Raw genomic sequence first — 13,681 nt, 5'->3', positions numbered from 1 at the left:
ACTCACCGGCCCCGACCGGCACGGGCGTCATTTGCCATCACCGGCCGGGCCCGGCGGTGCCAGTCGTACCAGTACCCCGTCCGTCTGGTACGGCGTCCAGTGGCGGGCGTACCGGGCCGTGGCGCCGTCCGGTGCGGTGAGGTAGGCGACCGGGATGTGGCGGGCCGTGTCGCGGATCTCGGCCGCGGTGGAGTTGGCGTTGTGGCCGCCGGTCGCCGCGGAGGAGCAGCCCGTGTAGTAGGCGACGGGGATGGCCTCGTGCCCGGTGAGCAGACACGGCGGGCTGACGCCGAGGCGGTGCAGTTCGGCCGCGGTGCGCTCCCATCCCTGCCGGGAGGCGGTGGAGTTGGAGACCGTGCGGTGCAGGACGCTCAGCTGGACGGCCAGATGCAGGGTGAGGCCGAGGGCCAGCACGGTCGCGGCCACGGGACGCCAGGTGCCGTTCGGCCTGGTGGCCAGGTGGAACAGCGCGTCGGCGACCGGCAGGGCGAGCAGCGCGTAGGCGGGCAGCAGGAAGCGCGGTGCGGCGTACCCGATCATGAAAAGGTACGGGACGGCCGCCGTGACGGCACAGGCGAGCGGTACCAGGGTGCGCTCGGTGCGGCCCGCGCGGACGGCGATGACGAGCCCGAGCACCGCGATCACCGGAAGGACGTACCACCACGCGGTGACCAGCGGATTCGGCATCGATCCGGTGCACGGCCGGCACAGCGCGCGCCCCGCCAGGCTGCGCAGCTGGTCGTCGACGGCCATGTTCCAGCCGAGGCCGCCCTGGATGCGGGAGGCCTCGTGCAGCCGCTCGCCCAGGCCGCCGAAGGAGACGTACGCCTCGATGATCCACTGCACCGCGCCGAGGGCGAGCCCCGTGACGAGCGCGGCGAGCGGCCGCCACCGCCGGGCCGCGACCGCGAACACGACCAGGGGCACCGTCACCCACACCGCGTCCGTGGGCCGCATCCACGCCATGAGGGCGGCGCCGGCCAGGACACCCCACACGCGGCCCTTCAGGAAGCTGCCCACGGCGATGAGCGCGCCGATGGCGACCCAGTAGTTGGGCATGGCCTGCGGGCCGTAGAAGAGCGTCACCCACAGGGAGGCGAACAGCGCCCCCGCGCCCGCCAGGACGCGGAACCGGAACAGTCCGTGCCACACCCGCAGGCCGAGGTAGAGGCCGAGTCCGGAGAGCACGGCGAGGTACACGCGCAGCAGTTCCGTGGACGTCGACCAGGAGGCGATCGGCGCCACCAGCAGGGAGACGCCGCGGGCGCGCGGGGCACTGAAGAAGGCGGGCGGCGCGCCGGAGCCGACCTGGCTGACGTACACCGCCTCGTCCCAGCCGAGGCCCATTCCCGGCCGTACGAGCAGCAGTTGCGCGAGGACGAAGACCCCGGCGACGGCCGCGAGCAGCGCGTCGCCCCGCCAGAGCCGGAACGTGACGGGCACGGTCACCCTGTCACTCCGTCGTCCTTCGGCGAGCAGGGCATTCATGCCGTGCGCCATCGTCCACCCCTTACCCCGTCGATGCCACGGAGGCGTTCGGCCCTGGTCAGGAGCCGTAAAAAGAACAGAAACAGGGACAAATTAACCCGCAGCCGCGCCGTGCGCAGCGCGATGTTCGTCCACCTGTATGACGATCGGTCATATGGTTGGGGTTCCGGATGGGGCGGGTCAGTCGTGGGGGAACGAGTGATGCTCGTGCGCGACGAGCCAGCGCCCGTTCTCCTTGCGCAGACCGAAGGTCAGCCGCAGCCGCAGGGTGGGGCGTTCGGCGAGTTCCTCGGGGGTCGCGCAGCGCAGCAGGGCGTGGGCCCAGGCGACGTCGGGGCCGGCGGTGACGTCGAGGGTGTCGATGTCGAAGCAGGCGCCCTGCGCCTGCCAGGCGAAGAACGGCGGCCAGGCGGCGCGGTAGGCCGCGAGACCGTGGATGCCGTGGTGGGGCGCCGGTACGTCGTACATGACGAGGTCCTCGGCATGGTCGGCGACGACGCCGTCGAGGTCGCCCCGGTGGACGGCGTCGGCCCACTTCGTGATCAGCGCGCGGATCTGCGCGGCGTCGTCGGTCACGGCGGTCTCGTCGGTCTCCTCGGACACGGTGGCGGCTCCCTCCTACGTCCCCCTCTCCCTGCGTCCCGGGCCATGGTCGGCGCATGACCGGGTGGCACACTCTCCAGTGTGCCGCTGACATTCGACGACCTGCTCGTTCGCGCCCGCTCCCTCGCGCGGGGCGACCGGCGCGCGATCCTCGGCATCGCGGGCAGCCCCGGCGCGGGCAAGACGACGCTCGCCGAGACGCTGGTGCGCGAGCTGAACGCCGGCGGCGAGCCGTGGGTGGCGCATGTCCCCATGGACGGTTTCCATCTGGCCGACGTCGAACTGGACCGGCTGGGGCTGCGGGACCGCAAGGGCGCCCCTCCCACCTTCGACGCGGCGGGCTACGCGGCGCTGCTGCGGCGGTTGCGCGCCGAGGAGGACGGCGACGACGTCGTGTACGCGCCCGGCTTCGAGCGGGTGCTGGAGCAGCCGGTCGCCGGGGCGGTACCGGTGCCGCCGTCCGCCCGGCTGGTGGTGACCGAGGGGAACTATCTGCTGCTGGGCACGGGCGCGTGGCCGCGGGTGCGGGAGCAGCTGGACGAGGTGTGGTTCTGCGAGCTGGAGGAGGGCGAGCGGATCCGGCGCCTGGTGGCCCGGCACGAGGAGTTCGGCAAGGGGCACGAGGAGGCCGTGGCCTGGGTGCTGCGCACGGACCAGCGCAACGCCGAGCTGGTCGCGACGACCCGGGACCGGGCGGACCTGATCGTGCCGGTCGCCACCCTCGACACACCGGGGCGTCAGGCGGTGTCGTAGGCCTGTCTGGCCTCCTCCACCTCGCCGAGGTGCTCGGTCGACCACTCGGCCAGGTGCGCGAAGAGCGGGGCGAGGCTGCGGCCCAGCTCGCTGATCTCGTACTCGACGCGCGGCGGCACTTCCGGGTGGTACGTCCGCACGACCAGCCCGTCCCGTTCCAGCTGGCGCAGCCGCTGGGTCAGCACCTTCGGCGTGATCCTGGTGATGCGCCGCTCCAGCTCGACGAAGCGCTGCCGGCCGTGGGCGTGCAGGCTCCACAGGATCGGCGTGGTCCAGCGACTGAACACGATGTCCACGACCGGGCCTATGGGGCAGGCGAGTTCAGGTTCCGTGGCGGTGTCCGCGACCCGCATCCGCATCCCTCCGAGGTAGTCACTTTCCTCTAGGTACCTACTATATCCACGGTGTTAGCGTCCCTTCACCGGCGACAAGGCCGGTTTCACAAGGGAGTTGCTCATGATCGTGGTGACGGGGGCGACGGGGAACGTCGGCCGGGAGCTCGTCCGGAATCTGGCCGCATCCGGTGCCCGGGTGACGGCGACGTCCCGGCGGATCGCCGAGGGGGAGGTGCCGGACGGAGTCCGGGTGCGGCGGGCGGAGTTGACGGACCCCGAGAGTCTCAGGGCCGTGTTCGACGGCGCGGAGGCGCTGTTCCTGCACGACGGCGGTCCCGTCGCGCATCTGCTCGACGTGCCGCATCTGCTGGACGTGGCCAAGGCCGGCGGGGTACGGCGGATCGTGCTGCTGTCCTCGCTGGGCGTGCTGACCAGGCCGGAGTCGGCCTCGCACGGCGGCACCGGCCGTGCCATCGAGGAGGCCGTACGGCAGTCGGGCCTGGACTGGACGCTGCTGCGACCGGGCGGTTTCCACTCCAACGCGTTCCAGTGGGCGGAGTCCGTACGCGAACAGCGCACCGTCGCCGCGCCGTTCGGCGACACCGGGCTGCCCACGGTCGACCCGGCCGACATCGCGGCCGTGGCCGCGGTGGCCCTGCGCGAGGACGGACACGCGGGCCAGGCCTACGAGTTGACCGGCCCCGCGATCGTGACGCCCCGTCAGCAGGCGGCGGCCCTCGGGGAGGCGGTGGGCGAGCCGGTCCGGTTCGTCGAGCTGGGCCGGGACGAGGCCCGGGCGCGGCTGCTGCGGTTCATGCCCGAGCCGGTGGCCGACACCACCCTCGACGTCCTCGGCGCACCCACGGCGGTCGAGCAGCGGGTCAGCCCCGACGTCGAGCGCGTCACGGGCCGGGCGCCGGGGTCGTTCGCGGAGTGGGCGCGCCGGAACGCGGCCGCGTTCCGCTGAGGCCGCTCCGGAGGATCACCGCAGGAGGAGACTCGCGGTGATCCTCCGGATCACGCGTGCAGCGTCAACTCCGGTTCCCCGTGGGCGTCTCCGGCCGGCTCGCCGATGACGGCCGTGAAGGCCTCGGTGCGGACGGTCAGGCCGGAGGGGCCCTGCTCGAACGTCGGCAGGAACTGCCGGCCGGGTCCGTAGCGCACCGCGAAGACGTGCAGGTCCTCGGGCGCGTCCGGCACCGGCCCGGCCTCCAGGGCCGTCGACGAGACCAGATGCCGCCAGCCCTCGTCCGGGTTGCCGTAGCCCCGGGGGTCGGCGGCGAGCGCGAACGCCGCCTGCTCCTGGGTCTGGTGCGAACGGGCGTCGAAGTGGTCGACACCCTCCGACTCGGGGTGCGTCAACCGCAGTTCACCGGCGGCGACGACCTCGGCGTCGGAGGTACGGCGCACCCGGTCGCCGTCGTCCGCGGCGTACGGCAGCCCGGCGAGCAGATAGGGCGTGCCGGGGAGGCGTTCCACCGCGACCGTCGTCCACAGGCTCGTGCCGTCGGTGACGTACAGGGACCGCACATGGCGCAGGACGTGGTCGCGGCCGACGGCGGGCTTGGTGACGAGCTTGGCCGTGAGGCCGTCGGTGCGCAGGTCGCGGACGCGGACCTCGCCCATCGGCCGGCACAGCAGGAAGCCGTCGACGACCGGGCCGAAGCCGTGCTGGCGGTTGACGGCGGCGGGGAGGTAGTAGGTCCCGGCGGCCTCGACCAGCGCCGGGGTCATGCGGTCGTCGAAGGCCACCGAGACCGTCCCGGCGCGCAGTTGGTGCCGGGCGGGGGCGGTCGACGGCTCCCGGTGCCAGCGGGTGGTGTCCTGGATCTGCCAGACCAGCATCCACGCGAAGTGGCCGTCGACGCCTCCGTCGCCCTTGACCGCGTGCCGGGCCCAGCGGCTGTCGCCCCGGTAGCGGCCGAGGTCGGAGCCGATGCGGGCGCCGAAGTAGCGCAGTCCCAGGACCGATTCGAAGGCGGAGTGCTGCTCGCTGTAGCGCGGGCCGCCGTTGTCGAAGCCGCCGTTCGTCAGGCGGGCGTCGATGTAGCGGGCGAGCGCCTCGCCGTCCTCGGCGAACATCTCCGCGCCGCTGACCCGGTGGGCCTGGGCGAGGAAGGACAGGGAGATCGGGCCGTAGTTGTTGTCGTACGCCCCGCCGTGCTCGGGCGGCAGCAGCGCGCCCCGGTCGGCGACCCGGTGGTCGCGGATCTTCTCGACGTACAGCTCGATCGCGCGGGCGCGGACCGGCTCGCCTTCCTCCGGCGGGAGATGGCGGGCGAGCATCAGGCCGCCGACGACACAGCCGATCGCCTGGTTGCCGGCCTCCTGCGGGTTGAAGAAGGTCGCCTCGGTGAGCCAGCGCCAGTATCCGTGGGCCACGTCGAGGAGTTCGGCGCGCTGGGCGTCGTCGACCAGACCGTCGGCGGTGTCCAGGAGGTTCACCGCCTGGAGCAGCGCCCACACCGTGCTCGGCCAGTCGCCGATGGGGTGGGCGCCGGCGGCGAGGGTGTAACGGGCGTACGGCAGACCGGAGTTGCGGACCCTGAGGTTCGGGTAGCCGGGGTTGTCGTCGACGTAGACGCGCTCGCGCAGATGGAAGGCGAGGCTGCGGCGGACCGCCTCCGGCAGTCGGTCGTCCTTGGTGCGCTGCCAGGCGAAGGCGAGCAGTGAGGTGATGCCGAGGGAGGTGTCGCCGATGTCGTCGTCGCAGTCGGGGTGTTCGAGGTTGCCCTCGGGGGTGAGGCGGGCGAGGGCCTGCTCGGTGACGTCGGCGAGGACGGCGTCGTACGCCTCGGGGGTGTCCGGCAGGTCGTGCAGCGGGCCGAGCTGGCGTGGGAGGTGCAAGGAGATCAGCCCTTCATGCCTGAGAGGTGGCGCGCAGTGTGAGGGTCAGTGTCTGCGGGCCGTGCCCACCGAGGTAGACGCGGTTCCCGGTCGTGGCGTCGGTGCCGCCGGCCACGGTGTAGTCCTGTCCCGGGTCGTAGCGCAGTACGTCGCTCCGGTCCGGGCCGGCGAGCGGTTCGCCCGTCTCGACGGCGGCCTCGACCCGGATCTCGTCGTCGCCGACGCGGTAGGTCAGGGGCTCGGTCGTCATGCACCAGCGTCCGTCGCCCAGCGGTACGGCGCCCTGCGGCTCGCCGCCCGGCCGGAAGGTCAGTTCGAGGGCCCAGGGCACCGTGGGGCCGCTGATGTCGATCCGCAGGTCGGCTCCGTCGTCCCGCAGGTCGACGTCGACCCGGGTGGTGTGGGAGACCTCGTCCTGAGGGCGGTCGGGAAAGGCCATCGCCGCGGAGAAGCGGCCCTCGTCCACCAGCCGGTAGGCGCCGTCGTCGCGCCTGCGGTCCTTCGGGAGCGGCTGGTAGTAGGCGGAGGTGAGGGTCTGGGTGAGCCGGTACCGGTGGTCGCCGAGCCGTTCCATGTGGGCGGCGCGGAACGGGCCCAGGTCGAAGAACACCCGCGAGAGGCGGACCGCGTCGAGGACGGCGGCACCGGCGAACAGGCGCAGGAAGGTGGGGTTGCAGGCCAGGCCCGAGCGGATGCGCCGGTGCTCGGGCACGTCGGAGCCGCCGTACACCACGGTGTGCGCGGCGGCGGAGGCGTGTGCGGCGAGACGTGCGGTGGCGAGGTAGCGGTCGCGCGGGAGCCGCTCCGCGTCCGGAGCCGGCAGGGTGCGGCACAGATCCGGGGTGAGGAGGGTCTGGGCGAGCAGGTCGGGGTCGTGGATGCCGTCGGCGGCCGCCAGGCGGGCCGCGCGGGCGAAGTCGCCCCGGCCGGTGCGGATCGCGAGCAGCCGGTAGTGCGGCAGGTAGGGCCACAGCGCGAACGGCATCCGCTGGTCCTGGCGGCGCGAGTGGACGGTCTCCACCGTGCCGTCCGGCCTGATCAGGTCCAGGGTCGCGGTGAGGTTGCGTTCGACGACGTCCACCAGGTCGGTACGCCCGAGCACCTCGGCCAGCAACAGCAGCGCCGGGTTGGTCACGATGGACGCGTAGACGGCGCTGCGTTCCGAGTACAGGCCGTCCGCGTCGATGTCGACGCCCTCGGCGAGCCACTCCTCGGCACGGGCGAGCAGCCGGTCGTCGGGAAACGACCGGTGCAGCCGGGCCAGCGCCGCCGACAGCTCCCAGCGGTGGTTCGGGGTGTGCACCCCGCCGGTCAGGAGAGCGCCGGTGGCGGCGCCGGCGATCTCGGCGAGCGCCGCCGTGACGTCGGCCAGTTCGGGCCCCGCGCCCGCGGCGAGGACGTGCGCGTCGCACACGTCGTTGACGGTGAACGCGGAGTCCGGCGGCGACTGCACGTTGTCGCCGCCCGCGAAGAGGCCGGAGGCCGTCTGCACGGACCGCAGGGCACGCAGGTGGGTCAGCGCGGCGGCGACGGCCCGCTCGCTGCCGTGCAGGGCCGACTCCGGCGAGCGGTACGCCGCGACCAGCGTCTTCACCCGCCGGGCGAGGGCGCGGTGCGGCTCGACGAACTCCGCCGACGGGTCGGCCGACCCGTCGGCGGCGAGCGCCGCCGCGCGGACGAACTCGTGGTCGAGCGGGGAGGGCAAGATCAGTCCTTCAGTCCGGCGTTGATGTCGGCACCCATGACGTACTTCTGGAAGACCAGGAAGATCGCGATCAGCGGGATCATGGAGATGACCGACGCGCCCAGCAGGACCGACCAGTTGATGTTCTGCGCGCCGACGATGCTCTGGATGCCGATCTGGACGGTGAACTTGTTCGGGTCGTTCAGCATCAGCAGCGGCCAGATGTAGTCGTTCCAGCGCCACTGGAAGGACAGGATGGCGAGGGTCAGCATGATCGGCCGGGACAGCGGCACCATGATCCGCAGGAAGATCGACAGCTCCTTGGCGCCGTCGATGCGGGCCGCCTCCACGAGTTCGTCGGGGACCGTCAGGAAGAACTGGCGGAACATGAAGCATCCGGTCGCGGTGAGCACGGCCGGGAGGATGATGCCGGCGAACGAGTTGTAGAGGCCGAGGTTGCGGACCACCAGGAACTCGGGGGCGAGCATGACCTCGCCCGGCAGCATCGTGGTGGCCAGGATGCAGATGAAGAACGCCTTGAGCCATCTGTTGTCGTACTTGGCCAGCGCGTAGCCGGTGCAGCAGCTGACACCCACGGTGAGGATCGTCGTGATCACGCACACGAGGGCCGTGTTGATGAAGTACTGGGAGAAGTTGGCGCTGTCCCACGCCGCCTTGAATCCCGACAGGGTGGGGTTGTGCGGGACCAGCGTCAGCGGATAGGAGAACAGGTCGCTGGCCGGCTTGAAGGAGCTGAGGACGAACCACAGCACCGGAAAGCCGTACAGGAACGCCATGAACCACAGCAGTGCCGTCGCGGACACCGCCTGCCGGAGCCCGCCGGTGGCCACCTTGCGGGGCCGCTTCTTGGAGATGCTCCCCTTGGAGCCGACGTCTGCCGGGCGCGGGATGTCTGTGGTTGTCATCGGTTCTCCACCCGCCGGTTGACGATCAGCTGGATGATCGCGACGGCCATCAGGATGAGCATGAGCACGAACGACGCGGCGCTCGCGTAGCCGATCTGGCCCCGTTTGAAGCCGGTCTCGTAGATGTACTGGACGAGCAGGTTGTTCGACGTGCCGGGTCCGCCGTTGTTGAGGGCGACGAACACCGGGTACTCCTTCATCGCGTTGATCGTGTTGAGCAGGATGACGATGAACGAGGTCGGGGCGATGCTCGGCAGGGTGATGCTGAAGAACTGACGCCAGGGGCCGGCGCCGTCGAGCGAGGCGGCCTCGTAGTACGACACCGGTACGTTCTTGATGGCCGCGATGAACAACAGCATGGTGAAGCCCGTCCAGGCCCAGGCCGCCGCCATCACCACCACGAGCAGCGAGAGGTCCGCGTTCGACTGCCACGGCACGGCGTCTCCGCCGAACTTCTCGATGACGTAGTTGACCAGTCCGAAGTTCTCACCGAACATCCACCGCCACAGGACACCCACGACGATGGGCGACAGCAGCCACGGGATGAAGAAGACGACCCGGGCGACCGACCCGCCCTTGGCGTGCTTGCTCACCACCAGGTTGGCGGCGAGCAGCGAGACCACGAAGTTCAGCGGGACGAACAGGACGGTGTACAGCAGCGTCCGGGTCAGCGCGTCGTAGAACGTGGAGTCCCCGAACAGGTTGTGGTAGTTGTCCAGCCCGATCCACTGGAACGCCCCCACGCCCGTGTAGTTCGTGAACGAGTAGAGGAGCCCGATCACCGCCGGCCAGACGAAGAACAGCGAGAAGAGCACGACGTTGGCCGCGATGAGGACGAGCGGCGCAAGGGTGTACTTGCTGCGTCTCCTGGGCGGACTCGGCGAGCTCACCGACACGACCGAGGCGCGTTTTGTCATCTTCCTGTCTCCGTGCTGGTGGAAGGGATTGCTGCGGGCTCAGGCCCTGAGCCCGGCGTCAGGCGGGCGTCGGGACCGGGCGGCGGGGTCAGGACGCCGCCGCCCGGGCGCTGGTGGCCTGCGCTCAGCCGCCGACCTGCTGGTTGTAGCCGTCCACGATGTTCTGCAGGGCCTTGTCGGCCGACTGCTGGCCGTTGATCGCCTTGCCGAGCTCCGTCTTGGTCGGGTCCTCGGTGAGGCTCTTGCCCTTCAGCACCCACTCCGTCTGAGCGTTGTTGAAGTAGCCGGAGATCGGGTCGTAGAGCGGGATCTCCTCGTTGTAGAGCTTGAACGCCGCCTGCGCCGCCTCGGACTTGAAGGGGTACTGCGGGTTCAGACCGCTCTCGACCGGCAGGAAGCCGGACGTCTCGCACAGCACCTTGTAGTGGGCCGGCTCGTACAGCCAGGTCAGGAACTTCGTCGCGGCCTTGGCGGCGTCGCCGTTGTTGTTGAAGCCGACCACCATGCCGCCGCTGTTGACGTCACTGGCCTGCACCGGCTGCGCCGGGGTCGGGACGCTCGCCCACTCGAACTTCTTGATGCTGTCCGCGAAGGAGGCGACCTGCCAGACGCCGGACCAGTAGGCGACCACGTCACCGCTCTGGAACATGGCGGACGGGTCGGCGCCGGAGGTCCACACCGACTTCGGCATGGTCTTGTCGTCGTTCCAGCCGACGAAGGTGTTCACGGCCTTCTTGGTCGCCTCGTCCACCGAGAACTTGCCGGAGTCGTCGGCGTGGACGTACTTGCCGCCCAGCTCGTACACCATGGCGCGCAGTCGCGACGGCGACTGGTCGAAGGTCAGGGAGTACTTGGCGTCGGTCTTCTCGCGGACCTTGTTGGCCGCCTTGATGAACTCGTCCCAGGTCCAGGTCTTGTCGGGCGAGGTCGGGAAGTCGACGCCGGCCTTCTCGAACAGCGACTTGTTGATGAACATGCCGGACGCGGTGACGTCCGAGGGGATGGACAGCACCTTCCCGGACGAGTCCTTCGCCAGGAAGTTCTGGTTGATCTTGTTGCTCTTGTTGTCGGCGATGGACTTGAGGTCGAGCAGCTTGCTCGACCAGATCGGGTCCAGGGCCGGGACGGCGGCGACGTCGGGCAGGGAGTTCGCCTGCGCAGCGTTGTGCAGCTTCGTGGTGTAGCCGTCGTAGGGAATGTTGACGAGCTTGACGGCGACGCCGGTCTCCTTCTTGTACTGCGCCACCATCTTCTTCCAGCCCGCGTCCTGTCCCGGAACCGTGGAGATCCAGAACGTCAGCGACTTGGAGGTGCCGCCCGAGCCGGAGCCGCCCCCACAGGCGGTCAGCAGCAGGGCACCTGCCGAGGCCACGGCAGCGAGGGGAACCAGGCGGCGCACACCGCCGCGGCCGAGTCGGCGAGAGCGCCGCACACCCACAGTGGTCATCTTCGATCCCATTTCGTGGTTAGGGGACGGAGCACGGCGCCGACGGAGGCGGCACGGGTGCATTGTGCAAGAAAGGGGTGCTTTCCCAGGGCGCGGCCTCGCCCGGCCGCGTCGCCTTGACGGGTGGGATCCCCGGCCATGAGGGCCGTCGTCGCACGAGCTCACCCCCGTGCGGCTGCCGTACGTCACGTACGGCCGGGACGCTCACCCTGAGCCGGTGTTCCCGACCGGCTTAGAAAGCGCTTGTCCGGACATTGGCAGACCGATGCGAAACCGTCAATCCTTCGTCCGCACGGTGTGGGTCACGGTTTGGACTCCCCGCGCCACCGCGAGCCGTGCGGCCCCCACGACGGTGCCCAGCTCGCCGAGCGTGCTGCTGACGACCTCGGTGGGCCAGCTCAGCCGGTGCAGCTCGGCGCGCACCCCGGGCAGGAGCTGCGGATCGGAGCCGGTGCTGCCGCCGAGGACGATCAGTCCCGGGTCGAGCACTGCGGTCACGGCGGCGGCCAGCCGGCCCACGTCCACGGCGTGCCGGTCGACGACCGCGCGGGCCGCGGGCCGCCCCTCGCCGGCCAGCGCGAAGAGCTGTTCCGCGGTGTGCGGGCAGGGCCCCTCGCCGTCCCGCCAGGCCTCCGCGGCCCGGCGCAGCAGGGAGCGGGCGCCGATGTACTCCTCCAGCGCCTCGTGGCGGGGCTGGCGGTCGTCGTCCCAGGGGTAGGGCAGCCGGGCGAGCTCTCCGGCGGCCCCGTTGGCGCCCGAGAGCACCCGGCCGCCGACGACGATGCCGAGACCGATACCGACGCCGATCCGCAGGTAGCCGAAGGTGTGCCGGCCCTGGGCGGCACCCTCGTGCAGCTCGGCGAGGGCGGCGCAGTTCACGTTGTTCTCGAGGTGCACCGGCACCCCCCGGGGCAGCGTGACGGCCACGGCGTCGAAGACGGGCCCGGCCTTGGCGGTGGCCGGCCGCATGCCCGCGCCGTCCTGCTGCGCGGTGACGTCACCGACGGCGACGACGATGGAGCGGATGGGCGCGTCCGCGGGCAGCGTGAAGAGCGCCTCGCGGACGACGTCGGCGGCGTCGGCCCGGGAGCCGGTGGCCTCGGCGAGCAGGGAGCCGTCCAGGGCGCAGCCACGAACCCGGGTGAGGGCCGGCCCCAGGTCGATGGCGAGTACGGCACCGGCGGCGGGTCCGAGCCGGTAGACGGCGGCGTTGCGGCCCGTGCCGCTGGACGCGGTGCCGGAGTGGGCGGCGAGCCCGACGCTCTCCAGCTCCGCGACGGCGGAGGACACCGTCGGCTTCGACAGCCGCGCCAGGCTCGCCAGCTGCGGCCGGGTCGCACTGCCCGCCTCGGCCAGCACGGTGAAGACAGCGTTCGCGCTCTCGGTCAGACGGGGGGCGATCGCCACGTCGTGTTCCACATATCCCCCACAGGTCACGGGCCGCGCTCCCGGTTCGATCGCGTTCGATCGACTCGGCGGGAGGCGGCGACGGTATGGCTCGGGCAGCACGCGTTCCCGCCCCCGCGACGGCCCGGACGGGCCTACCCAGGGGTCGAGCGTGTGAAGCCTCTTGACGCACTGTACTTCGTTAGTTAACTTCCTAACGAACGTCACGGTACTCGCCTGCCGTGGTCCGTCAGAAGCCCGTCCCGGGGCTTCCCTAGCTCCTGAACTGCCCTTCCTCCAGGCACGGTTCGCCCGCCGTCGCAGCACCACGCAACGACGAAAGAGGATCCGTGCAGGAAGCCCCGTTTTCCGGCCCTCTCGTGCTCGGCATCGACGTGGGCGGCACCAAGACGCACTTGCGTGCGCTCGCGGGCGACACCCCGGTGGCCGACCATGTCCGTTTCAGTGTGGGCTGGCGGCCGCACGACCCCGTGGCCGCCGCCGGCTGGCTGGCCGCGCTGATCGCCGAAGCCCTGCCGCCGGGCGTCCGCCCCTCCGCCCTCGCCGTGGGCGGGCACGCCTGCGAGACCCCTCGCCAGTGCGCCCAGATCCGCACCGCACTGCAACTCCACTTCGACGTCCCCGCGCTGGTCGTGGGCGACGCCGAACTCCTCGCGCCCGCGGCGGGCCTGGACAAGGGCGTCGGCCTGGTCGCCGGGACCGGTTCGGTCGCGGTGGGCAGGACCGCCGACGGCACGCTCGTCCAGGTCGGCGGCTGGGGCGCGGCCCTCGGCGACGAGGGCGGCTCGGCCGGTCTGGTCCGCGAGGCCGCCCGCGCCGTATGGGCCGCCCACGACCGCGGGGAGGAGCCCGACGCACTCGCCGCCGGGCTCGTCGCCGCTTTCGAGGTGCCCGAAGTACCGGCACTCGGCGCGGCGCTCGAACGCGCCCAGGACGTCTCCGCCGAGTGGGGCCGGCGCGCCCCGGCCGTGTTCGCCGCCGCCGAAGCGGGTTCGCACCTCGCCCGCACGGTGATCGCCGAAGGCGGCCGCGCACTCGCCGCCCTGGTCGCACGCCTCGCCGCCCGCGGCGTCGCGGTCGACGACGTGGTGGTGGCGGGCGGCACGATCCTCGCCCAGCCCCTTTTGTACGACGCCTTCACCACGGCCCTCGCCGACAGCGTCCCGACAGCGCGGCCCCAGCCGCTGCGGGTGCCGCCGGTCGAGGGGGCGGTGGCGCTGGCGCGTTCACTTCTGTGACACCCGTCGGACGCCGGGCCCACCCCCGTCCGACAC

At 71.6% G+C, this 13,681-nt stretch carries 12 protein-coding genes; 3 read left to right on the top strand and 9 right to left on the bottom strand.

Going from position 1 to position 13,681, the window contains the following annotated elements:
- Positions 1-27 precede the first annotated feature (27 nt).
- A complete protein-coding gene (locus EJC51_RS42045; RefSeq protein ID WP_126275905.1) occupies positions 28-1,500 on the bottom strand; it encodes a hypothetical protein in 1,473 nt (490 codons plus the stop codon).
- A gap of 168 nt (positions 1,501-1,668) precedes the next feature.
- On the bottom strand, positions 1,669-2,064 hold the full coding sequence (locus EJC51_RS42040; RefSeq protein ID WP_126277343.1) for a YybH family protein: 396 nt from the start codon (positions 2,062-2,064) through the stop codon (positions 1,669-1,671).
- A 108-nt stretch (positions 2,065-2,172) separates the two neighbouring features.
- Between EJC51_RS42040 and EJC51_RS42035 the strand changes: the two genes are divergently transcribed.
- Positions 2,173-2,844 carry a nucleoside/nucleotide kinase family protein gene (locus EJC51_RS42035; RefSeq protein ID WP_126275904.1) on the top strand — a complete coding sequence of 224 codons (672 nt, stop codon included), beginning with the start codon at positions 2,173-2,175 and terminating at the stop codon, positions 2,842-2,844.
- On the opposite strand, the gene EJC51_RS42030 is transcribed toward EJC51_RS42035, so the two are convergent.
- Positions 2,829-3,203, bottom strand: a complete 375-nt coding sequence (locus EJC51_RS42030) for a winged helix-turn-helix transcriptional regulator (protein ID WP_387767095.1) — start codon at positions 3,201-3,203, stop codon at positions 2,829-2,831. The genes EJC51_RS42035 and EJC51_RS42030 overlap by 16 nt on opposite strands.
- A 97-nt stretch (positions 3,204-3,300) precedes the next feature.
- Between EJC51_RS42030 and EJC51_RS42025 the strand changes: the two genes are divergently transcribed.
- On the top strand, positions 3,301-4,146 hold the full coding sequence (locus EJC51_RS42025) for an NAD(P)H-binding protein (RefSeq protein ID WP_126275903.1): 846 nt from the start codon (positions 3,301-3,303) through the stop codon (positions 4,144-4,146).
- 50 nt (positions 4,147-4,196) lie between these two features.
- On the opposite strand, the gene EJC51_RS42020 is transcribed toward EJC51_RS42025, so the two are convergent.
- The 6 genes from EJC51_RS42020 to EJC51_RS41995 all read right to left on the bottom strand — a co-directional run bounded on the left by EJC51_RS42020 (position 4,197) and on the right by EJC51_RS41995 (position 12,407).
- On the bottom strand, positions 4,197-6,026 hold the full coding sequence (locus tag EJC51_RS42020) for a hypothetical protein (RefSeq protein WP_126275902.1): 1,830 nt from the start codon (positions 6,024-6,026) through the stop codon (positions 4,197-4,199).
- Between the two features lie 13 nt (positions 6,027-6,039).
- Positions 6,040-7,731: a hypothetical protein gene (locus EJC51_RS42015; RefSeq protein WP_126275901.1), complete on the bottom strand. Its 1,692-nt coding sequence runs from the start codon at positions 7,729-7,731 to the stop codon at positions 6,040-6,042.
- A gap of 2 nt (positions 7,732-7,733) precedes the next feature.
- Positions 7,734-8,636: a carbohydrate ABC transporter permease gene (locus tag EJC51_RS42010; RefSeq protein WP_126275900.1), complete on the bottom strand. Its 903-nt coding sequence runs from the start codon at positions 8,634-8,636 to the stop codon at positions 7,734-7,736.
- Complete coding sequence (locus EJC51_RS42005; protein WP_126275899.1) at positions 8,633-9,553, bottom strand: carbohydrate ABC transporter permease; 921 nt, start codon at positions 9,551-9,553, stop codon at positions 8,633-8,635. The genes EJC51_RS42010 and EJC51_RS42005 overlap by 4 nt, the downstream gene beginning before the upstream one ends.
- Before the next feature lie 124 nt (positions 9,554-9,677).
- Complete coding sequence (locus tag EJC51_RS42000) at positions 9,678-11,000, bottom strand: extracellular solute-binding protein (RefSeq protein ID WP_126275898.1); 1,323 nt, start codon at positions 10,998-11,000, stop codon at positions 9,678-9,680.
- Between the two features lie 276 nt (positions 11,001-11,276).
- On the bottom strand, positions 11,277-12,407 hold the full coding sequence (locus EJC51_RS41995; RefSeq protein ID WP_244363091.1) for an ROK family protein: 1,131 nt from the start codon (positions 12,405-12,407) through the stop codon (positions 11,277-11,279).
- A 329-nt stretch (positions 12,408-12,736) separates the two neighbouring features.
- On the opposite strand from EJC51_RS41995, the gene EJC51_RS41990 reads away from it, so the two are divergent.
- Complete coding sequence (locus EJC51_RS41990) at positions 12,737-13,645, top strand: BadF/BadG/BcrA/BcrD ATPase family protein (RefSeq protein WP_126275896.1); 909 nt, start codon at positions 12,737-12,739, stop codon at positions 13,643-13,645.
- The last annotated feature ends 36 nt before the right edge of the window (positions 13,646-13,681 follow it).

Source organism: Streptomyces aquilus (genome assembly GCF_003955715.1).
In the GTDB taxonomy this organism is placed as follows: Bacteria; Actinomycetota; Actinomycetes; order Streptomycetales; family Streptomycetaceae; genus Streptomyces; species Streptomyces aquilus.
This window is presented reverse-complemented; position numbering and strand designations above follow the sequence as displayed.